We start from the raw sequence: 21,667 nt of genomic DNA, 5'->3' as shown, positions 1-21,667 counted from the left end.
AGAGCGCCCGTCACTCGACCCAGTACACCGCCTTGAGCGCCTCCGCCAATCGCGATGCCGCCTCCTCCTGCGTGAACGGTGGCGTGCGCGGCGGATCGTAGACCTCCGGGCGCGTTCCCGCCACGACCAGATCGATCGCGTAGCAGCCGCCGTCATGGACCGCGCGGTAGCTCTCCGCGTTGACGTAGTGACTCATCGCGGCATCGCCGGCGGTGAAGTGGGTGAACGGCACGCCGCCGATATCGACCGTGGCCGCCTCCGCAGGACCGGCCGCTTCGGCAGGCATCTCCAGGCAGGTCTTGATTGCCGCGGCATCTTCGCTTCGCCCGATCCGCAGCTCAGCGGCGGTCAACCGATCCGAGCCGTCCAGTACCAACGCCACCAGCGGTGTGCCCACGCTGTCCGGCGGTGCGAACAGCTTCCACGTCGGCGAGGCAAGGTAGTCGCGCTGGAAATCGTGCGCCACCCGCGTCCCCGCGACCGGACCGACCGCAATGCCCGAAGCGCCCTCCTGATAGACCGGTGCTGGCCGCCCGGCCATGGTCACTGCGGCCTCCGGGTCAGCCGCCTTCGCCGCCCCCGGGTCTGCGCCGCTGGGCGGTACCAGCGGCGCAGCACCGCCCTCGCCCTGCGGCGAACAGGCACACAGCAGCACCGTCAAAGCGGCGGCCATCAACCCTGCATTGTTCCGGCTCTGCATCTGCATGAAAGGCTCCCACTGGCAAGGACCCCAGCCTGCCTTGCGGTCCGTGAACGGTATGCCACGTCGTCCGCGGAGCGCACGGCCGGTTGCGAGCGCTCGCTGAAGAGCTGACCCGGTCAGCGCTGGGCGAGCGCGTAATCCAGTGCCGCGCAGATGGCCGCCACCTGCGCGTCATTGCACTCGGTCGGCGACGTGCGCGGGCTGTCCGGATACACCTCGGTCGTGGTGGCGTAGCGCGCGTCGGTGAAACCGGCGCACGCCCCGATCGAGCGCGACTCGCCCCAGACCACGCCCGGTGACTGCAGCGGCATGCCGATCAGCTCGCCGTTCGCATCGGCCGGGGCGATGTGTGTGATCTTCTCGACCGCGGCGATCAACGCCTGCTGGAAGGCCGGCTGCGGATCTTCGCTGTTGCCGATCACGTAGAAGCCGTCCGGAATGATGTCCGGCACCAGCGCGATACCGTCGCGCGCGCAACGCGCCGGATCGAACTCGTGCAGGTCACTGTCGGTGGTTTCGTGCAGGTCCATGTGCACCAGCAGCGTATCGCCGCGTGCCGCCATCCAGCGCATCAGGGACGCGGCTTCCTCGATGATGCCCTCGCCGCGGAAGCTGCGGTTCGGATCGATCGCCTCCGGATTCCAGCGCTGGATGCGCTCGTAACCCCACGGACTGACGCAGGGCGCGACGATCAGGTTGATGCGACCCGCGTACGCCTCGGCGTGCTGGTCCAGGAACTGCAGCGCGCCGTGGACGCCACTGGTCTCGTAGCCATGCACGCCACCGGTGACCAGCGCAGTCGGCAAGACCGGGTCCCAGTCATGGCTGACCACCGCGAACAGCGGGTAATGATCCGGCGCGTAGTCGAGCTGACCGTACTGCACGACGTCAAAGCGCTCGCCCAGGCGCTCCAGCGCGGCCACGACATCATCGTGGTAGCTGCGCTGCCGTTGCTGCCCGGCCCGCCACTGCGCGCGTTCCGCGTCGCCCCAGGGCTGGCCGGGGGTGCCGATCGGGTAGAAATGCGTGTTGCTCATAGCGGTACTCCAAGGTGAAATCCGGTCGCAGCGCGGGTTGGGGCTGCGCGCGACAGTGCGATGGATATTCTATGAAAAAAGGAGCCGGTTGCCCGGCTCCCCTTCTTTTTCCACATCAACGATCAGACCGTCTGCGCCGCCTCGTACCCGTTCAAGCGCATGTCGCTGGACGCGCGTCCCTGGGTCAGCGAACGCAGCGAGGTGGTATAGCCACCCAGTCGCGCCAGCGGTGCATAGCCCAGCACTTCGGCCTGCCCATCCTGGTCCTCGATCGAGGCCACCCGCCCACTGCGGCGGTTGAGGTCGCCGACCACATCGCCGACGTTGCCCGACGGTGCGTGGATGGCGATCTCCATCACCGGTTCCAACAGCTGCGTGCCCGCCTGGGCCAGCGCCGCTTTCACCGCTTCACTGCCGGCACGATGGAAGGCCATGTCCGAGGAGTCCTTGACGTGGGTCTGGCCGTCGACCAGCGTTACCTCGATACCGACCACCGGATGGCCCAGCGGACCTTCGCCCAACGCCGCACGCACGCCCTTCTCCACCGCGTTGACGAACCCGCGCGGGATCGCGCCGCCGACGGTGCGGTCGACGAAGCTCACCTCGCCGTCCTCGCGCGGGGTGATGTCGATCAGGACCTGGGCGAACTGGCCCTGGCCACCGGTCTGCTTGGCGACCTTGCCTTCCACCCGCTGCACGGCACGCTTCGGCGTCTCCTGGTAGGCCACGCGCGGCTGGCCGGTGCGGACGTTGACGCCCCACTCCGTGCGCAGGCGCTCGACCATCACCTCCAGATGCAGCTCGCCCATGCCCCAGATCAGGGTCTCTCCGCTGTCCGCATCGGTCTCGACACGGAACGACGGATCCTCCTGCGCCAGGCTGGACAGTCCCTGGCTGATGCGGATCAGGTCCGAGGCCTTCTCCGCCGTCAACCGCCATGCCAGCACCGCATGCTGCGCCTGGATCGTATCGAGCAGCAGCGGGCGCGAGGGCGCACTCAGCGTTTCACCGCTGACGGCATCCTTCCAGCCCAGCACCGCGACGATGTCACCGGCCACGGCCTCCTTGATGTCGTGGGTCTGGTCGGCCTGCACCCGCACCAGACGGCTGACGCGTCGCCCGTGTGCATGCTGCGAGCTGGCCAGCGCGTCGCCCACCTTCAGCGTGCCCGAATACACCCGCACGAAGCTCAGCGCGCCGTGGTTCTGGTGCGTGATCTTGAACAGCAGCGCCGCGAGCGGACCATCGGGATCAGGGGGCAGCAGCACGTCGTTGCCGTTCTCGGTGGCGACCACCGCCGGCCGATCCAGTGGCGACGGCAGATAGTCGACCACGGCATCGAGCAGCGTTTCCACGCCCTTGCTCTTGAACGCCGAGCCTGCGAGCACCGGTACGCCGGCACCGGCCAGGGTGCCGCGACGGATCGCCGCGCGCAGCTGCGCGTTGTCGACCGCCGCGCCTTCCAGCCACGCCTGTGCCAGCACGTCGTCGGCATCGGCCACGGCCTCGATCAGCGCCTCGCGCTGCGGCATCCACTGGGCCGCCTCATCGGTCGTCCAGGCATGACGCAACGCCGTGCCCTTGTCGTCCCAGTGCACGGTGCTGCGGTCGACCAGATCCACCCAGCCGTTGAACTGGCTTTCGGTCCCGATCGGCACGCCGAGCGCCCACGGCGTAGCCCGCAGCTTCTCGCGCAGTTGCGCGAGCACGCGTTCGAACGCAGCACCGGTGCGGTCCATCTTGTTGACGAAGGCGATCAGCGGCACCCCGTGGCGACGCGCCTGGCGCCAGACCGATTCGGACTGGGGCTGCACGCCATCCACGGCGGAGAACACCGCCACCGCGCCATCCAGCACGCGCAGGGAACGTTCCACTTCGATCGCGAAATCGATGTGGCCGGGGGTGTCGATCAAGGTCAGGTGGTGGATCGGCTGGTCGCGCGGCGCCCAATGCGCCTGCACGGCGGCCGCGCCGATGGTGATGCCGCGCTCGCGCTCGATCGCCGAGAAATCGGTGGTCGCCGCACCGTCGTGGACCTCGCCGACGCGATGGATCTCGCCGGTTTTCCACAGCAGGCGCTCGGTGAGCGTGGTTTTGCCGGCGTCGATGTGGGCAATGATGCCGAGGTTGCGCCGGAGGGACAGGGTCTGGGTATGGGTGTTCATGGGATGGGTCTCGCTGCCAACATCGGGGAGCCGCACGCCGCCGTTGGCTAACGGGCGTGCGGCCAGGTTTGGGGCTCGGCGATCTGGTGCATGGCACGTTCTCCTTCAAACAGTTCTGGTGCGTGGAAACGAAAAGAGCGCCCGGTGGGCGCTCTGCTTGGGGTCCAGGGTGACCGGTGTTCCGGTCAGCAGCCTTGCACTCCGAGTGGCAGACGCGCCCGTGCCGCGTAATCGCGGGTCAAGGTAAAAAACGTCAGAAGCGGCATCGAAGTCATGGGGGTCACCTGGGGTGTAGCCGGCATTGTAGACCTCCCGTGGCCGGCTACAAGCCCTGATTGACACCACCGGCGCAACACTGAGCCTCATGCGTGCAGATAACGCTCGCTGCTGGCACGACGACACCTAGAGCAACCTGGACATGCGAATGGGTCGCAATTGCGTATATGACGGGAATCCTTAAAATGGCGGCCTATGCGTCGCCAGCGGCGACGCCCGCGCGTCAGGCTCCGCCCCTCAAAGCAACGAGCCGCGCTCGCGCCCCTCCTTCCGCGTTGCCGAGTTGTTGCCCATGACCTGCTTTTCCTCCCCGAACCCGCGCCGGTTGCGCCCCAACCTGCTGGCCCTGGCCTGCCTGGCCGCCGCGCTTGCTTCTGCCGCCCATGCCCAGACCGCGACCGATCTGGATGCGGTGCGCGTCAATGCCTACCGCGCCGCCAACAGCACCAGCGGCGCGACCAAGACCAGCACCGCGCTGGCCGAAACTTCGCAGTCGGTCTCCGTGATCGAGCGCGCCGAACTGGATGCCCGTGGGGTGCAGTCGCTCAACGATGCGATGCGCTATGTCGCCGGCGTCAGCCTGGAAAGCTCGGGCATCGACAACCGCGTGGACGATTTCCGCATCCGTGGCTTCGACGCCGGCAGCTGGTCCAACAACGTCACCCTGGATGGCATGCGCGCACCGCAGGGCAGCCAGTGGAACCGCAGCATGTTCGACAGCTGGAACCTGGAGCGGGTGGAAGTGCTCAAGGGTCCGTCCGCCGTGATGTATGGCCAGGTGGCGCCGGGCGGCATGGTCAACCAGGTCAGCAAGACCCCGACCCCGGACCAGATGCAGCAGCTGCGCCTGGGCGTCGATGCAAACGGCCAGTACAGCGCCGCTTTCGACGTGGGCGCCGGCACTGCGGGGGATGATCACCTGTTCCGCCTGGTCGGCCTGTATCGCGACGGCCAGACCCAGATCAAGCGCACCGAACAGGAGCACTGGTTCCTCGCCCCCAGCTACACCTGGCAGCTCGCCGAGCGCACCCGCTTGACCCTGCTGGGCCTGTACCAGAAGGACGATGGCGGCTCGACCTACCAGTTCCTGCCAGCCGCCGGCACGCTCAATCCAACGCCGTCGGGCTACATGAAGAACAGCACCTTCATCGGCGAGCCGGACTGGAACACCTTCGACCGCACGCTGTGGACCGCCGGCTGGATGTTCGAGCACCAGTTCAACGACCACCTCACGCTGACCCAGAGCGCGCGCCGCACGCATGTCGATTCGCTGTTCCGCAGCGTGGTCACCTTCGGCGCACTGAATGCCGATGGCCGCACCCAGAACCGCCGCGGCGTGATGGGCACCGGCGACTCCGATGGCGACACCTTCGATACCCGCCTGCAGGCGCGCTTCAGCACCGGCGCGGTGGACCACACCGTGCTGCTCGGCTGGGACTGGCAGCGTGCGGACTGGGAAGGCGTGCGCAGCGCCATGAGCAGCCCGCGCCCGATCGACATCTTCAATCCGGTCTATTCGACCTACCGCCCGACGGTGAGCACCGAAACCCCGACCGCTGGCATCAATCGCCAGAGCGGCGTGTACCTGCAGGACCAGCTGGCGCTCGGCAACTGGCGGATGACGTTCGGCGGTCGCTACGACTGGACCAAGGACAACAGCAGCAGCGCCAACCGCAACATCGCCACCGGCATCTCCACGCCGGGCGGGCGCAACGTGATCAAGAGCGAGGCGTTCACCGGCCGCGCTGGCGTGCTGTACGTTTTCGAGAACGGGCTGACCCCGTACGTGAGCTACGCCGAATCCTTCCAGCCTTCGACCAAATCGCCGCTGGACAGCTTCACCCAGACCGCGTTCGAGCCGGTGACCGGGTCGCAGTGGGAAGCCGGCCTGAAGTACCAGCCGGCCTCGGTGGATGGGCTGGTCACCCTGTCGGTGTACGACCTGCGCCAGCAGAACATGATCGTCGATGACCCGGTGGCGTCGCATCGCAACTGCGGCGCGACCGGTACCGCCACCTGCTCGATCCAGGGTGACGAAGGCCGCGTGCGCGGCATCGAACTGGAAGGGCGGATCACCCCGATCGAGGGCTTCAGCCTGATCGGCGCCGCGTCCCGCATGGAATCGAAGATGACCCGTTCGGCGTCTTACAAGGGCAAGGAACTGGCGATGGTGCCCGACTACAGCGCCTCGTTCTGGGCGGACTACACCTTCCAGGCCGGCGCGCTGCAGGGTCTCAGCCTGGCGGCCGGCGCGCGCTACAACGGCGTCAGCTACGGCGACAGCGCCAACCTGTACCGGATTCCGTCCTACACGCTGTTCGATGCGGCGATCCGCTATGACGTGGGCCGGATCGGCGGCACCCAGGTGCAGCTCGCACTCAACGCCAGCAACCTGGCCGACAAGCGTTTCGTGTCGACCTGCACCGGCGTGTCGTCGTGCTACTACGGCAGCGGCCGCACGGTGATGGCGACCGCCAGATTCGGCTGGTAATGCGTAAACCGCGGGGCCGGCCGATGGGCCGGCTCCCGTCAGGGTAGTGCCGGCCGCTGGCCCGGCTCCCATCACACCGTCAACGCGCCGGCCAACCCGGGCGCTAGGCGTCGGTCACCACCACCAACGGAACATCGCGCTGCGGATGTCGCAGCACCAGCACCGGCTGCTGGTAGACCCGCTCGATATGCTCGCGGGTCAGGACCTCGGTAGGCGTCCCGTCGGCGGCCACGCGGCCCTGTTCCAGCAATACGATCCGATCCGCGTAGGCCGCGGCCAGATTCAGGTCGTGCAGCACCACGATCACGCAGGCGCCGGCATCGGCCAGCTCGCGGACCGCGCGCAACGTGCGTTCCTGATGGCGGAGATCCAACGCCGCCGTCGGCTCATCCAGCAGCAACAGCGGCGTGTCCTGGGTCAGCACGCGGGCGAAGGTCGTCCGCGCCGCCTCACCACCGGACAGATGCTCCACTTCCCGCTCGATCAACGCATGCAGGTCGGCACGCGCCAGCGCATCGGCGATGCAGGCGGCGTCTTTCACCGGGTCCGGCGGATGCGGCAGCCGCCCCATCGCGACCACTTCATGTACCCGGAAGGCGAACCGGACCGCGTGCTCCTGCGGCATCACCGCGCGCTCGCGCGCCAGCGGCTTGGCCTTCCACTCCGCCAGCGCCTGTCCACGCAGCAGCACGTGGCCCTGCTCCGCCTCCAGATCGCCTGCGGCCACCGCCAGCAGCGTCGACTTGCCCGCACCGTTCGGGCCGACCAGCGCTGTCACCGTGCCGGGCACGAAATCCAGCGTGATGTCATCCAGGATGCGCCGTGCGCCGCGGCTGAGCTGCACCGACTGCAGTTGCAGCAACGCGCTCATGCACCGCTCCGATGGCGCTGACGCATCACCAGCCACAGGAAGAACGGCGCGCCCAGCGCGGCCGAGAACAGGCCCAGCGGGATCTCGGACGGTGGATCCAGCGTACGTGCGGCGGTGTCGGCGACCACGATCAGCAGCGCGCCGGCCACGGCCGAGACCGGCAGCAGCCAGCGATGGCCGGGGCCGACCAGCAGGCGCACGACATGCGGCACGACCAGACCGACGAAGCCGATCGAGCCGGCGAACGCGACCGCCGCACCGACCAGCAGCGCGCTGAAGGCGATCAGTTTGAGCCGGGTGCGCTTCACATCCAGCCCCAGGTGCTGGGCCTGGCGCTCACCGAGCGCGAGCATGTCCAGCGGCGTGGCCAGCCGCAGCAGGGCGATCGTGCCGAGCACGAACACCGGCGCCACCGCGATCACATCCCGCCAGTCGGCCTGGGCCAGCGAGCCCATCTGCCAGAACACCAGCGACTGCAGCTCGCTCTCGCTGGCGATGTAGGTGAGGAACCCGATCATCGCCGAGCAGAACGCGGCGATGGCGATGCCGACCAGCAGCAATGTCGCCGTGCCACTGCCCTGCCCCGGCCGTGCCAGCAGGTAGGTCAATGTGATCGCGCCACCGGCACCGGCAAAGGCGGCCAGCGGCAGCGTCCATGCACCGAACGCGCCGGCGCCGAGCACGATCGCGGAGACCGCGCCCAAGGCCGCGCCCTGGGTCACGCCGACGATGCCGGGGTCGGCCAGCGGATTACCGAACAGCCCCTGCAGACTCGCACCGGCCATCGCCAGTGCGGCGCCCACCATCGCGCCCAGCAGGGCACGCGGAATGCGCAGCTGCCAGACCACGGCCAGATCGCGGGTGCTGACACTGGCCGGATCGGCCAGCCCCAGCTTCACCCCGATCGCCTGCAGCACGTCCATCGGCGGCAGCCGCAACGGGCCCACCGCGAAGGAGGCGATCACCGCGATCAGCAATCCCACCGCGGCCCAGATCAACACGGTCGCGCCACGGCGGCGCGCAGGACTCGACACCGCCATGCCTTACGCCCTCACGGACGCGGCACGGTGGCGAAGGCCGCAGCCAGGGCAACCGCGCCGCTGCCCGAGGCGACACTGGCGGACTTCAACTCCACGTCCGGCATCACCCACACGCGATTGGCCGCACCGGCCGGCGTCTGCCGCAGGGTCGGATAGGCGCGCCACAGGCCGGCCTGGCCACCGAACAGGGCCAGGTCGTTCTCGGTCACCAGGATCACATCCGGCGCAGCGGCCACCACGCCTTCATTGCTCAGTGCCGAGTAGTTGGCCACGCCAGCCTCGTCACCGATGTTGATGCCACCGGCCAGCGTGATCAGCTTGCCGGAGGCGCTGTCCGAGCCCGCCACCGTCGGCGCGCCGCCGGCACCGGTCGCGGAAACATGGATCACCCGCGGATGCCACGCCAGCGCGGCACCACTGGTCTTGGCCGCATCCAGCTGCGACTGCACCTTCGTGGCGAGTGCGTCACCCTGCTCGGCCATGCCGACCGCGACGGCGACCTTGCGCACCTTGTCGGCCGCCGGCTGCAGATCATCGACGATCACCGCCGCTTCGCCTGCGCCGCGCAGCTTGGCGGCCAGATCGGAATGACGGCGCAGGCTGTTGCCCAGGAACAGGGTGCCCTGCAGGCTCAACACGCCTTCCACGCCGGTGGTGCGGTTGAACAGGAATTGTTTGGGGGCCTTGCGCCCGGATTCGGTGGCCGAGCGCAGCGGCGCGGCGTACACCTGATCGTCCAGGCCAAGCGCTTCGAGCACGGCGATGATGTCATCGCCGCCGGCAATGATCTTCGAGGTGTCGGTCACCGTCGTGGCCACGCCATCATCGGAGGTGACCTGTGCCGGCAACTGCTGGGTGGCGCCGTCGATGTCGGGCACGTCCACGCCCACCACACGCTGCCAGCCTTCCGGCAGTGCTTCGGGGGTCTGCGCGGCCGATGCGGCAGCGGTGTCGGCAGCAGGTGCAACGGGTTCTTTCGAGCACCCGGCGATCACGGCGACCAGGGACAGCGCCAGCAGGCTGCGGCGGACAACAATCGACTTCATGACAGTTCCTCTTCAATCAGAACGGCGGGGCTGTACGCCCCGCCGCCGGTGCAACGCTCTCCGCGCAGCTCAGTTTGCGCGGGTGCTGATGCGGGTGATGCGGTCGCCCTTGGGATCCTGGGCATCACGCGACTTGTTGACGGCAAACACGTTGCCCTTGCCATCTTCACGCACATGGTTCGGGAAGGTGCCGCCATCCAGGTTGCCGACCACCTTGCCGTTGCCGTCGACCACGGTCACCGTGCCGGCACCGCGGTTGGTCACGTAGGCGAGCTTGGACACCGGCTCGAAGGCCACGTTCAGCGCACCCGCGCCGACCGGCACGTCGTGCAGCACCTTGCCGCTGGCGACATCGACGATCAGCAGGTTGTCCGTGCCCTGCGAGGCCACGTACAGGCGACCTGCCGAAGCGTCGTAGGCCACGCCGGAGGCGCTGATCGAGTTGCCCAGGTCGATGACCTTCTCCACCTTGCCGGTGGTGGTGTCGATCACCGCCGCCTCGGGCGTGCCGATGCTGACGGTGAACAGCTTGCCGGCCGCTTCATCCAGCACCAGGCTCATCGGGACGAACTTCTTGTCGTCCACGCCCGAGGCCAGGGTGATCGGCTCCAGCGGCTGCAGGGTGCGGGCATCGAACACCGACAGATGATCTTCACCGGCGGCCGAGGCGAACACCTTGCCATGGCGGCCATCAACCACGATGTCGCGGGCGTGCGGCACGGCACCGACGTCGAACTGGCGCACCAGCGACAGGTCCTTCTGGCGATACACGGCCACGGTGTCCTGGCGGGTGTTGGTGACCCAGACGTTGCCGTTGGCATCGTCCACGCCGACGCCATACACCGCGAACACCGCACCGCCCTTGCCGCCCGGCACTGCGGCCGGGGTGATCTTCGCGGTGACCTTGAGCGTCTTCGGGTCGAGCTTGAGCAGCTGCGACTGGGTCACCGGCGGGCGACCGACCGCCGCGGTGACGAACACCGCGTTGCTGGCCGCGCTGTAGGCGGACTGGTACAGGCCCTGGACCAGCTTGGCCGAGGTCTGGTTGAAATTCTGCTGGCCGCTCAGCGGCAGGTTCGGCGAGACGCGCAGCGACAGCACCGTTGCCGCGGACGGCTGGCTGGCACGCACGATCACCGGCTGCTGGCCGGGCACGGCATCGGCGGGGATCGCGACGTTGCCCTTGAAGTTGCCCTCGGCGTCGACCACGTACGGGGTGGCGTTGAGCACGGTCTCGCCGCGCAGAAGGGTGACCTGCTGGCCCGGCACGAACTGGCGGCCGATCACCTCGGCATCGCTGCCCGGCACCACGTTCTGGCCACGGCTGATCACTTCACCACGGAAGCCGTTGGCCGGCGCATCGAACACCGGCTGCGCGAACACGGCAGGGCTGGCCAGCGACAGCGCAATGGCCAGGGCGGCGACACGCGGGAGGGTTTTCAGGGTGTACATCAGCAGACTCCTTCTGTTGGGGGCGCGCCGGTTGGCGCGTTGTCACAGTGCTTGCCTTGGCGTGGCCGCGGTCCGTTGCGGCGGTGGCACAGGGCCACGGAACTGCCTGGGTAACGAAAAATCAGGGTGCCGGCGCGGGCGTGCCGCTGCGATCGGCAATGCCATACAACTGGCTCAGCGTGGCCTTGAGCGACGCCGGCAGCATCGGCCCATGGCCAAGGCCGGGAAATTCGCGGTACTGCACGGTCAGGCCCGGCACCTTGGCCAGGCGGGTGGCCAGCTGCTGCGCGGCATCGGGCGTCGCCCCGCCGATACGGCGCAGGTGCGCGACCACGCGCGGATTGGTCATGTCGCGCACCCCGCGGTTACCGGTGCGCTCATCGCCGCCGAGCATCACCGTCACCTGTGCCGGCTGACCCTGGGTGTTGGCAATGAACTGGCGCTCCATGTCGCCCAGCGGCGCGCCCTGGCTCCACCACAGCGATGGGCTGGCCGACACGTAATGCTGGAATGCGGCCGGGCGGGTATACAGCGTGCTGACCACGAACAGGCCGCCCAGCGAATGGCCCCACAGCGACTGCTGCTGCAGATCGATGCTGGCGCGGCGCTGCACTTCCGGCTTGATCCGGCGCTCGATCAGATCGAGAAACGCATACGCACCGCCACCGCTGGACTGCGACGTACCGTTCTCGTCATCGGCGGTATCGATCCACGCGGTGTAATCGCGGGTGCGTGCCGCGGAATCGATGCGCAGGTCGTTGTCGTAACCGATGAACACCAGCACCGGCGCGGCATGCGCGGCCAGATCGGCAAGCATCGCCTGGTCGAGCACCATCGCCGCGGCGTTGCCGTCGAGCATGTACAGCACCGGTGCCGGCGTGGCCGAGGCCTTCGCCGGCACGCCGACATTCACCCGCCAGCGTCGGGCGTGATCCGGACTCTCGAGCACGAAGTGTTCGAAGCGATAACTCTGCGCCGGCTGGTCCAGCACCGTCTCACCGACTTTCTGCTCGGGATTGCGCTGCTGCGCCGAGGCCGGCGACAGCGCCGCCATGCCGATGGCGGTCGCCACGCCAAGCGTGCGCAACCACGGCGATACGGAAGAGATCAGCGACGACGAAACAATCATGACTACCCGGAGCGAGGGGACGGTGCTATCGCGCCAGTGTAACTCAAATGAGAATGGGTATCACTGACGTTGCGCTGACCGCCGTGCCCGGGCGCCCTGGAACGCCCGATGTTTCAGCGCGCGCAGTCACCCGAGGCCGTGCGCGCCTCACCCACGGTCGCGCCCCCTTTCCCACTGGCCGACAGCCAGCCTGCCAGGGACATCGCATCCGGTATTCCCGCCACCATCGGGGCGGACGAGATCACCAGTTCGCGCGATGTGCCGACCGGCTCCAGCTCGGCCAGGCGCGCCGCCTTGTCATCATCGGTACTGACGACGTCGTCGGGCCCTGAGCGCGGCGTCTTCGTGGTGTTCGCGGCGTTGACCGCCTTGACCCGCAGTTCGCCGCCGGCCCCACTGGTAACGGTCACCGCGTACTGCTCCTTGCCATAGGCCCAGGACGTCTCGCGCTGCACCGCGGCTGCCTGCCCATCGGCAGGCAGTTCCAGCGTATCGCCTGCGAGCCCCTGCACCATCGCCATGCCACCCATCACCGCCATGTACATGCCGTACGCGCGCATCTGCTTCTCCTCGGCCGTCTTCGCCGCGGGCGCACCCGGCCAGCTCGCCTCGAGATTCAGATGCGCCTTGCCGCTGCACAGCGTCAGCACGACCGGCTGACCCTCGCCTTCGCCAAGGCTGATCAGACTGTCGCCGTTGTGGAACTGCTGCACGCGCCCGATCAATGACGCGCCGCTCGTCGGCACCTGGTTCACCTCGACACGGGACGCGCTTTTCAGGCGCTCATTCAACGACACGGTCGTCGCGTTGGCGGGCAAGGCCGCGCCGATCGCGGCAGCGAGCACGAACACAGGGAAAAAAGCGCGCATGGCATACAGTCCAGAAGGGCGGGACATCATACGCGCCCACTCGACGACCGCTTCGCACGTCATCGCCCTGTCGTGCAGGCAGCGCTCAGCCGCGCGCCACCATCGCCATGATGGTCGCCGCCAGTTCCTGCTCCGCCTGCAGCGGCGTGATGTCGCCGGTGGTCGCTGCAGAAGAGAGGCCCTCAGCGGCGCCGAGCATGCCCCACAGCCCCACCTGCGCCAACGCGCCTGCGGGTGCGAACGGTGACAACAGCGCGCGGCACTGCTCAAGAAACACGACGTCGTACTCGCGCTTGATACGCGCCAGTTCCGGTGAACCGGCCAGCGCAGCGATCACGCCCGGAATCTCGCGTCCCTGTTTCATGACGCACGCCACGTAGGCCTCGGCGATGACCTGCGCCTTGTCCGCAAGCGTCGGGCCACTGCCGGCGAACCGCGCTTCCATCACCACACCCTGGCGTGCATCGAAGTCGCGGTACAGCGCGGCCAGCAGACCGGCCCGCGTACCGAAATGGTCATACACCACCGGCTTGGTCACGCCGGCCTGCTCGGCCAGACGCCCCAACGTGAGCGCATCGGTGCCTTCCTCGCGGATCAGCCGCCACGCCTCTGCCAAGAGCTGGCGCAGACGGTCATCGCGGGTCATGCGGCGGCGGGGTACCACCGGGGCAGGCGCATCGGGCGGACTTGACATGGCTATATACCAATCGTAACTTACGTTCCGTAACTTACCGAAAGTATACAAGCCCTTCTCCGCTCCAGGAATCCCATGCACACACTCATCGTCGTCTCCCACCCCGATCCCGGCTCCCTGACCCACGCCGTCGCCGCCCAGATCGCAGCAGGCATTACCGCCGATGACGGAAGCACCGCCGAGCTCGCCGACCTCGACGCAGAGGGCTTCGACCCGCGCTTCAACCGGGCGGACCTGCAGGGCCACCACCGCAACGCCCCCTTCCCTGCCGATGTCCTGGCCGAACAGGCCCGGCTGGACCGCGCCGATGCCGTAGTGCTGGTGTTCCCGGCCTACTGGTGGGGCATGCCTGCCCTGCTGAAGGGCTGGATCGATCGGGTCTTCTCCAATGGCTGGGCCTATGACGACAGCAGCGGCCAAGGCGTACTCAAGAAGCTCAGCCACCTGCCCGTCCACCTGGTCGGGCTCGGCGGCGCCGACGACCGCACTTGGCAGAAGCGCGGCTATACCGGTGCGATGAAGACCCAGATCGAGACCGGCATCTTTGACTACTGCGGCGCGCCGGTGCGGTCGTCCACGCTGTTGCTGGAGACGGACACGGGCGACGCACGCGCGCACCTGCAGACCGCGTTCGCACTCGGTCACCGCATTGCCGGCAACGCCGACATGCCCGGGCACTGAAGCCCGGGCGCACCGGCAGGTATCAGGGCGTCGGTTTGGCGCCTTCTGCCTTCCACGCCGCGACCTTCGCCTTGGTTTCGTCGAGCAACGCATCGAGTGCCTTGCGGTCATAACCCTGGCCCCGCAGCACCACGTACTCGATGCCGCGCGTGGCCTCGATGTCCTCCAGCGGATTGCGCTCCAGCAACACGAGGTCGGCCGCCTTGCCGGGCGCGACCGCGCCGTAGCGATCCAGCGTGCCGAACCAGGCCGGGCCAGCGCGCGTGGCCGCTGACAGGGCCTGCGCCGGGGTCAGCCCTTCCTTGACGAACAGCGACAGCTCGTCATGCAGGCCGATACCCGGATAGTTGAACGAATTGAGGAAGCCGGCATCGGTACCGGCCATGATCGTGACGCCGGCGTGCTGCAGCATCGGCAGCACGGCGGCGACCTGGTGGTATTCCTGGTGGCGGGCCTGGATCTGCGCGGGCGTCGCCTTGGCCGCGCGCTCGACGCGCCAGGCATAGGTCGCCTGCAGTTTCGGTCCGATGTAGGCCAGGTACGGATCGTCGCGATGATCGTCCTGGTCGAGGAAGTCCAGGATGCGGCCGCCATTGAGGGTCGGGGTCACGAACACCCCCTTGGCCGCGAAGCCACGGTAGGCGGCCATGGCGGTATCGGGATCGAAGCCGGCATCCAGGCGTGCGGTGGCCTGGGCGCGGTCGATGCGCTTGGCCGCGAAGTCCGCGGCGATGCCGGCTTCGTCCTTGACCCCCGCCTTGTAGGCATAGTCCAGGTGCTCGATGGAACTGATGCCGGCATCGACGGCCTGCTGCACGGTCAGCGCCATCGGAATATGCCCGGACGCACGCAGGCCGTTGGCACGCGCTCCGCGTACCGCGGCCAGGAACAGCTCCGGCGTCAGCGTGCTGTCGGTGATCTTGACGAAGTCGACGCGGTCGCGCTTGAGGCGCACGAAGGCCGCATCCAGATCGGCTTGGCTGCCGACCTCGATCGTCCCCTTCCAGACCGGCTTCACGCCTTCGATCTTGGCGCCCGAGGTGAACAGTTGCGGGCCGGCCAACTGGCCGCTGGCGATCTCGCCACGCCACTGCAGTACCTGCTCGGGGAGATCGCCCGAGGCGTCACGGATGGTGGTGATGCCATGGGCGATGTACAGCGGCAGCAGCGCCTTGTTCTCTTCGATGAGCTCCGGCCCACCACCGAAGTGCACATGCATGTCCCACAGCCCCGGGATCAGGTAGCGCCCCTTGCCGTCCACCTGCTGCCTGGCCTGCCATGCCTTGCGCATGGCCCGGTCACTGCCCACCGCGACGATGTCCTGGCCCCGCACGACGACAGTCTGGTCGGCCCGCGTGGTGGCGTGCTCCACGTCGACGACGGTGGCATGGCGGATCATCAGATCGGCCTGCTCGGCCGCGAACGCGGCGGGGGCCAGTGCAAGCAGCACCGGAATGGCAAGACGCAGGGACATGGGCAGTGCACCGGAAAATGGAGAACCGGGCCACCTTACGGTCGGGCCCGGTGCATTCACCAGTTAAATTTTGGAATGCGCGTCATGCACATTCCCGATGCAGGGCGATGCGTCAGACCTCGCCCTGCATCGCCGGCCGTGCCTGCACCTGCTGCAACCAAGCCGCCACGCCCGGATGCGCGTCCACCGCCGCACCCAGGTAGGTGCCGTAACCCACTACCTGCCCCACGACCAGATCCACCAGCGAGTAAGCGTCACCGAGCATCCAGGACTGCTGCGACAGGCGCGCCTCCAGCAGGTCCAGCAATCCGTTGGCGGCGCGGATGCCGGCCGCCGCATGGTCGGCACTGCGCAGCGCGTCGTCCATGGTGGCCAACCACACCCGCCCGATCACGGCGCCATAGGTGACATATGCCCAGGTGCAGCAGGACATCGCCTCCAGCCGCGCCGGTGTTCCATCCTCCGGCCACAGCCCCTTGGCCACGCCGTAGTGCTCGCCCAGCCAAAGGTGGATCGCCAGGCCTTCGAACAGCGGCGTGCCATCCACCACCAGGCACGGCACCTTGCCGTTGGGGTTGATCGACAGATACTCGGGGGTGCGCTGCTCGCCGGCGCGGATGTCGATCTTGACGCGCTCGTGGGGCACTGCCAGTTCGGCCAGGGCGCAGGCGATCGGGGTGGCGCTGGACATCGGGTGCCAATAAAAGACGAGGGACATAGCAAACTCCTTGAGGGTGGTGAGGGGTGCGACCGGAGCGGTCCTGCACCGTCGCCTCAAGGCTAGCCACCCTTGCGGACAGAACCCGCCCGCAATGGCTGCTACGCTTTGCCCATGCTGACCGCCTCCGCCCGCCTGCTGAGCCTGCTGTCCCTGCTGCAGTCGCGCCCTCACTGGAGCGGCGCCACGCTGGCCGAGCGCATGCAGATCCACCCGCGCACCCTGCGCCGCGACATCGACCGGCTGCGCCAGCTCGGCTATCCGATCCACGCCAGCACCGGCGTGGCCGGCGGCTACGCGTTCCGCGCGGGGCGTGCCCTGCCGCCCCTGCTGCTCGATGACGAGGAAGCCCTGGCGGCGGCGATCGCCCTGCGTACGGCGGTGACCGGCACCGTCAGCGGTATCGAGCAGACCGCGATCACCGCGCTGGTCAAGATCGAACAGGCCATGCCGCCACGCCTGCGGCCGCGGCTGGAGGCACTGCGTTCGGCGATCCTGCCGACGGACCAGATCGGCCCCCTGGTGGATGCCGGCCGGCTGACCACACTGGCCGCCGCCTGCCGCGACCAGGTGCAGCTCGCGTTCGCGTACACCGATCGCGAAGGCCAGCCCAGTTCCCGCCAGGTCGAGCCGCAGGGCGTGGTTCACACCGATCGACGCTGGTACCTGGTGGCCTGGGATTGCCTGCGGGCGGACTGGCGCACCTTCCGCATCGACCGCATCGCCAGCGCACCGGTAGTGGGCGCGCACTTCGCGCCCCGGGCGGGCCCTGGCGATGGCGACCTGCGAAGGTGGGTCGCCCGCTCGCTGTCGCTCGGGCAGTATCCCGATGAGGCGCGGATCATCCTGCATGCGCCCCTGGCCGCGCTGCGCCAGCGCATTCCCGCGTCGGCCGGCGTGCTGGAAGTCGTCGATGGCCAGCGCTGCCTGCTGCGTTGCGGCGCCAATCCGATGGGCTCGGTGATCTATTGGCTGCTGGCCATGGACCTGGAGTTCGAGGTGCTGGGCCCGCCGGCGCTGATCGAGCGGCTTCGCGAGACCGGCGAACGGGTGGCCCGCAGCCTGACACAGCACGCTGCCGAGGCCGCGCCGATGCCCGGGCGCGCTTAACCGCCCGGCGTCGCCATGGCGGACCTCGCCATCGCGCTTCACAATGGCAGCATGACTGCCAGTGAAAAACCGAGTCGCACCCTGTTCGACCTGGACCTGCTGCGCGCGATGGTGATGGTGGCCGACTGCGCCAGCTTCACCACCGCTGCGGCGCGCCTGCACTCCACCCAATCCACCATCAGCCAGAAGATCCGCCGGCTGGAAGAAATGGCCGGCCATCCGCTGCTGGTCCGCGGCAACCGCGACGTACATCCCACCGACGCGGGGCAGCTGGTGCTCGGCCATGCCCGCCAGCTGCTCGCGTTGAACGACCAGCTGCTGGAAGCGCTGGCCGGCACCACCGTTGCGGTGACGGTACGGCTGGGCGTGCCGGAAGACTTCGTCAGCGAGGCCACCAGCCAACTGCTGGGCGCCTTCAACCGTGACCACCCGCAGGTCAAACTGGAAGTCACCAGTGGACTGAGCCGCGACCTGGCCAATGCCTACGATCATGGCGAGCTGGATCTGGTGCTGGTCAAGCAGCGGCGCAGCAGCCGTGCCGCAGTGAAGTGCTGGCCGGAAACCATGGTCTGGATCGACAGTGCGCGCCACCCGAGCATCGACCTGGATCCGGTGCCGCTGGTGACCTTTCCGCCGCGCGGGCTTTACCGCGATGACATCATCGATGCCGTCGAGGGTATGGGCCGCCGCTGGCGGATCAGCTTCACCAGCTCAAGCCTGAGCGGCATCCAGGGCGCGGTGGCCGATGGCATGGGCATCAGCCTGCTGCCGGCGCGCGCCTTGCGTCGCGAGCACACCGTGCTGGGCATCGAACAGGGACTGCAGCCGATCGACAGCTTCGAGATCGCCCTGCTTCACCGCGCCACTGCCGACCCGCTGGTGAAAACGTTGGCGTCGCGGCTGTCCGGACTGATCGACCAGGAACGTGCGGGCGCGCTTACTTGAGCTGCAGCGGGTAGCGCTGCCACAGCACGTGCACCAGGAATCCGGTCAGTTCCGGATCCTTGCTGGTGATCGACGCGCGGATCTTGTCCAGCAGCACCATGTCGCTGCAGTTGCGCACATCCGCATGGCCGGCCTGGCCGGCGCGGCGCGCGCGGTAGCGGGCCGCACGCTGTGCATCGGTCATCGCGTAGCCGAACGTGGGCGGACGGCCGCGCTTGCGCGGCAGCGTCAGTTCCAGTGTTCCGGGGTCTTGTTCATCGCGCATGACGGACGAGGATGCAAACGGGGGCGCGCACGATATCGTGAGACATCACTTTAATCCAGCGTTTTCAGCGGATTTCTGCGTTTGCGCAGCGTGCGCTCAGCGCAGCGCCTCCGCCACGCGCGCTCCCGCCCACACCAGCAGCATGCCACCCGCCAGGCTGACGCCGAGGTAGAGCGGCACCATCAGGCTCCGATCCGTGCGGGTGAACACCAGCGATTCCAGCATCAACGAGGAGAACGTGGTGAGACCACCGACAATGCCGACGATCAGGAACGCGCGCCAGTACACCGCCGCGTTGCCGCGACTCTGCAGCCAGATCATCACGTATCCGGCGACGAAGGCGCCGAGCAGGTTCACCGTCAGCGTGCCCCACGGGAAGCCCTGCCCGAACTGGCGCAGCATCGCATCGCCGACCATGAACCGCAGCGCCGCGCCCAGCGCGCCGCCGGCCATCACCAGGCCGAGCTGTTGCCACCAGACACCGACGCCGTCCATCACGCCTCGCCCTTGTCCGCGCGCGCCTGTGCGCGCGCCGCACGCAGGCGGTCCAGCTTTTCTTTCAGCTTGATTTCCAACCCGCGCGGCACCGGCTCGTAATACACCCGCTCGCCCATCGCATCGGGGAAGCCGGTCTGGTCCAGCGCGATCCCGCCGTCGGCGTCGTGATCGTATTGATAGGTCTTGCCGTACCCCAGTTCCTTCATCAGCTTGGTCGGCGCGTTGCGCAGGTGCAGCGGCACCTCCTGGGTACCGGTGTCGCGCACTTCCTGCTTGGCCTTGTTGAACGCGGCATAGCCGGCGTTCGATTTGGCGGTACTGGCCAGATACAACACCAGCTGCGCGAACGCGAGCTCGCCTTCGGGGCTGCCCAGCCGCTCGTAGATGTCCCAGGCCTCCAGCGCCATCGACTGCGCGCGCGGATCGGCCAGCCCGATATCCTCGATCGCCATCCGGGTCAGGCGCCGCGCCAGATAGGACGGATCACAGCCGCCATCGAGCATGCGGGTGAGCCAATACAGCGCGGCATCCGGATTGGAGCTGCGCACGGACTTGTGCAGGGCCGAGATCTGGTCGTAGAACTGCTCGCCGCCCTTGTCGAAACGACGGGTGCGGTCAGCCAGCACCTGCACCAGCATCTCCGGGCTGATCCGGCCGCCATCGCCTGTCGCCAGTTCGGCGGCGATCTCCAGCAGGGTCAGTCCACGGCGCACATCGCCATCGGCGGCGGTGGCGATCTCGAGCAATGCCTCCGGCGCGACCTGCAGATGCTCGCCGCCCAGGCCGCGTTCGGTGTCCTGCAGCGCACGCTCCAGCGCCTCGACGATGTCCGCCGGCGACACCGACTCGAGCACATGCACACGGCAGCGCGACAACAGCGCCGAGTTCAGTTCGAAGGACGGATTTTCGGTGGTGGCGCCGACGAAGACGATCGTGCCGCGCTCGATGTGCGGCAGGAACGCATCCTGCTGGGCCTTGTTGAAGCGGTGCACCTCGTCGACGAACAGCACCGTGCGTCGCCCCTCGGCGAAACGCTGGGCGGCTTCGGCCAAGACCTGGCGCACCTCGGGCAGGCCCGACAGCACCGCCGAGATCGCGCGGAACTCGGCATCGGCGTAATGCGCGAGCAGCAGCGACAGCGTGGTCTTGCCGCAGCCCGGCGGCCCCCACAGGATCATCGAGTGCACATGGCCGGACTCGACCGCGCGGCGCAGCGCGCTGCCCGGTGCGAGCAGGCGCTTCTGGCCCACCATCTCATCCAGCGTCTGCGGGCGCATCCGCTCGGCGAGCGGACGCATGTTGTCCCGATCCACCGTCAGCAGATCGGGTTCATTGAAGGTCGTTCGGTTTCTGGCCACGTGTCTATTGTATCGCGGCAGATTGCAGGGGGGATGCCGGCCAGCGACCGGCACTACACCGTCATTCGCCGATGACGTCCACGCCCTTGGCCGGGGTGAAGCTGAAAGTGCCCGAGGCGAAGCTCGGGTTGCGCTTCCAGCCGGTGAAGTTGATCACCGTGCGCTGACCCACGGCATCGACCACTTCCATGCGGGCCAGGCCCTGGCCATTGAAGCCCAGCGCCGCGTACTGGAAGGCGGTATCGGTGTCGCGCTTCGGGCTCAGCGCCAGCCACTGCAGGCCATCGCGCACGGCGGCTTCTTCGCTGACGTCGTACTGCTTGTCCAGCAGCGCCGGATTGATCAGGGCGGTCAGCGGGCTGTTCTGCTCTTCCTGGCCCTGCGGGCGCACGCTGGCCTGCTCCAGGTCCGGCTCGTAGACCCAGACCTTCTTGCCATCGGCCACGATCAGCTGTTCGTGCGGCTTGATGTACTCCCAGCGGAACAGGCGCGGCGCGGAAAGCGCGACACGGCCGCTGGTGGTTTCCTTGACCTTGCCCTTGCTGTCGAACACCTGCTGGCTGAACTGTCCGTCCAGGCCCTTCAGGCCCTGGGTGAAACGGTTGAGCTCATCACGGGCGCCCGCCCAGGCCGAAGCCGAACCAACACTGGCCACGACCAGGGTGGCGGCAAGCAGGGAGCGGCGGAAGGTGGTGTGCATGCGAGGTATCCAGGCGAATGGGAAGGATGGAAGGGAGTGTGCCCATTCAATCCTGAATGGGCGATCAGGGGAAGCCGCGCCGGACCTGCCGGTACAGCGCGCGGAGCGCGGCGCTGGCAGCGCCCGGCTCCAGGCAGGCCAGGCC

20 protein-coding genes are annotated in these 21,667 nt (G+C 68.1%); 4 read left to right on the top strand and 16 right to left on the bottom strand.

The annotated features are described in order from the left end of the window. Positions 1–10: 10 nt before the first annotated feature. The 3 genes from ABE473_RS00630 to fusA form a co-directional block, all read right to left on the bottom strand. Positions 11–673 (bottom strand): hypothetical protein, encoded by a 663-nt coding sequence (locus ABE473_RS00630; protein ID WP_346488072.1) that lies wholly within the window; start codon positions 671–673, stop codon positions 11–13. Between the two features lie 146 nt (positions 674–819). Continuing rightward, complete coding sequence (locus ABE473_RS00625; protein WP_346488071.1) at positions 820–1,740, bottom strand: M14 family metallocarboxypeptidase; 921 nt, start codon at positions 1,738–1,740, stop codon at positions 820–822. Between the two features lie 122 nt (positions 1,741–1,862). After that, on the bottom strand, positions 1,863–3,905 hold the full coding sequence (gene fusA, locus ABE473_RS00620) for an elongation factor G (RefSeq protein ID WP_346488070.1): 2,043 nt from the start codon (positions 3,903–3,905) through the stop codon (positions 1,863–1,865). 568 nt (positions 3,906–4,473) lie between these two features. On the opposite strand from fusA, the gene ABE473_RS00615 reads away from it, so the two are divergent. Next, positions 4,474–6,672, top strand: coding sequence for a TonB-dependent siderophore receptor (locus ABE473_RS00615; protein ID WP_346488069.1), 2,199 nt, complete (start codon positions 4,474–4,476; stop codon positions 6,670–6,672). Between the two features lie 103 nt (positions 6,673–6,775). Here ABE473_RS00615 and ABE473_RS00610 read toward each other — a convergent pair whose 3' ends face one another. The 7 genes from ABE473_RS00610 to ABE473_RS00580 form a co-directional block, all read right to left on the bottom strand. After that, positions 6,776–7,543: a heme ABC transporter ATP-binding protein gene (locus ABE473_RS00610; RefSeq protein WP_176988973.1), complete on the bottom strand. Its 768-nt coding sequence runs from the start codon at positions 7,541–7,543 to the stop codon at positions 6,776–6,778. After that, positions 7,540–8,583, bottom strand: coding sequence for an iron ABC transporter permease (locus tag ABE473_RS00605; RefSeq protein ID WP_346488068.1), 1,044 nt, complete (start codon positions 8,581–8,583; stop codon positions 7,540–7,542). Before ABE473_RS00605 ends, ABE473_RS00610 begins: the two co-directional genes overlap by 4 nt. Before the next feature lie 11 nt (positions 8,584–8,594). Continuing rightward, complete coding sequence (locus tag ABE473_RS00600; protein WP_346488067.1) at positions 8,595–9,629, bottom strand: ABC transporter substrate-binding protein; 1,035 nt, start codon at positions 9,627–9,629, stop codon at positions 8,595–8,597. Between the two features lie 69 nt (positions 9,630–9,698). Further along, complete coding sequence (locus ABE473_RS00595) at positions 9,699–11,081, bottom strand: ATP-binding protein (RefSeq protein ID WP_346479128.1); 1,383 nt, start codon at positions 11,079–11,081, stop codon at positions 9,699–9,701. A 121-nt stretch (positions 11,082–11,202) separates the two neighbouring features. Then, positions 11,203–12,210 carry an alpha/beta hydrolase-fold protein gene (locus ABE473_RS00590; RefSeq protein WP_346488066.1) on the bottom strand — a complete coding sequence of 336 codons (1,008 nt, stop codon included), beginning with the start codon at positions 12,208–12,210 and terminating at the stop codon, positions 11,203–11,205. A 113-nt stretch (positions 12,211–12,323) separates the two neighbouring features. Then, entirely contained in the window at positions 12,324–13,079 is a 756-nt protein-coding gene (locus ABE473_RS00585) for a hypothetical protein (RefSeq protein WP_346488065.1), read from the bottom strand. Between the two features lie 85 nt (positions 13,080–13,164). Then, positions 13,165–13,773 carry a TetR/AcrR family transcriptional regulator gene (locus tag ABE473_RS00580; protein WP_346488064.1) on the bottom strand — a complete coding sequence of 203 codons (609 nt, stop codon included), beginning with the start codon at positions 13,771–13,773 and terminating at the stop codon, positions 13,165–13,167. Positions 13,774–13,848: 75 nt separating this feature from the next. Here ABE473_RS00580 and ABE473_RS00575 point away from each other — a divergent pair, with 75 nt between their 5' ends. Further along, the gene (locus tag ABE473_RS00575) at positions 13,849–14,454 is read left to right on the top strand and encodes an NAD(P)H-dependent oxidoreductase (protein ID WP_346488063.1); all 606 of its coding nucleotides are present in this window, start codon (positions 13,849–13,851) and stop codon (positions 14,452–14,454) included. Between the two features lie 22 nt (positions 14,455–14,476). Here ABE473_RS00575 and ABE473_RS00570 read toward each other — a convergent pair whose 3' ends face one another. Both ABE473_RS00570 and ABE473_RS00565 read right to left on the bottom strand, forming a co-directional pair. Continuing rightward, positions 14,477–15,928, bottom strand: coding sequence for an amidohydrolase family protein (locus tag ABE473_RS00570; protein ID WP_346488062.1), 1,452 nt, complete (start codon positions 15,926–15,928; stop codon positions 14,477–14,479). Positions 15,929–16,040: 112 nt separating this feature from the next. Then, positions 16,041–16,646, bottom strand: coding sequence for a glutathione S-transferase family protein (locus ABE473_RS00565; RefSeq protein WP_346488061.1), 606 nt, complete (start codon positions 16,644–16,646; stop codon positions 16,041–16,043). Positions 16,647–16,760: 114 nt separating this feature from the next. Between ABE473_RS00565 and ABE473_RS00560 the strand changes: the two genes are divergently transcribed. Together ABE473_RS00560 and ABE473_RS00555 are read left to right on the top strand one after the other, a co-directional pair. Next, entirely contained in the window at positions 16,761–17,756 is a 996-nt protein-coding gene (locus tag ABE473_RS00560) for a WYL domain-containing protein (RefSeq protein ID WP_346488060.1), read from the top strand. 51 nt (positions 17,757–17,807) lie between these two features. After that, a complete protein-coding gene (locus ABE473_RS00555) occupies positions 17,808–18,701 on the top strand; it encodes a LysR family transcriptional regulator (protein WP_346488059.1) in 894 nt (297 codons plus the stop codon). Here ABE473_RS00555 and ABE473_RS00550 read toward each other — a convergent pair. From ABE473_RS00550 to lolA, 4 genes are all read right to left on the bottom strand, one after another. Continuing rightward, on the bottom strand, positions 18,694–18,966 hold the full coding sequence (locus ABE473_RS00550) for a hypothetical protein (protein WP_019184750.1): 273 nt from the start codon (positions 18,964–18,966) through the stop codon (positions 18,694–18,696). The two genes, ABE473_RS00555 and ABE473_RS00550, sit on opposite strands and share 8 nt — an antisense overlap. A 96-nt stretch (positions 18,967–19,062) precedes the next feature. Beyond that, a complete protein-coding gene (crcB, locus tag ABE473_RS00545) occupies positions 19,063–19,461 on the bottom strand; it encodes a fluoride efflux transporter CrcB (protein WP_346488058.1) in 399 nt (132 codons plus the stop codon). After that, complete coding sequence (locus ABE473_RS00540; RefSeq protein WP_257018593.1) at positions 19,461–20,762, bottom strand: replication-associated recombination protein A; 1,302 nt, start codon at positions 20,760–20,762, stop codon at positions 19,461–19,463. The genes crcB and ABE473_RS00540 overlap by 1 nt, the downstream gene beginning before the upstream one ends. A 121-nt stretch (positions 20,763–20,883) precedes the next feature. Further along, entirely contained in the window at positions 20,884–21,522 is a 639-nt protein-coding gene (gene lolA / locus ABE473_RS00535) for an outer membrane lipoprotein chaperone LolA (RefSeq protein ID WP_176988987.1), read from the bottom strand. Between the last annotated feature and the right edge of the window lie 145 nt (positions 21,523–21,667).

This window comes from Stenotrophomonas sp. TWI700 (assembly GCF_039673645.1).
Classification (GTDB): Bacteria; Pseudomonadota; Gammaproteobacteria; order Xanthomonadales; family Xanthomonadaceae; genus Stenotrophomonas; species Stenotrophomonas maltophilia_AA.
Note: the sequence above shows the minus strand (reverse complement) of the source record. Positions and strands in the feature narration are given on the sequence as shown.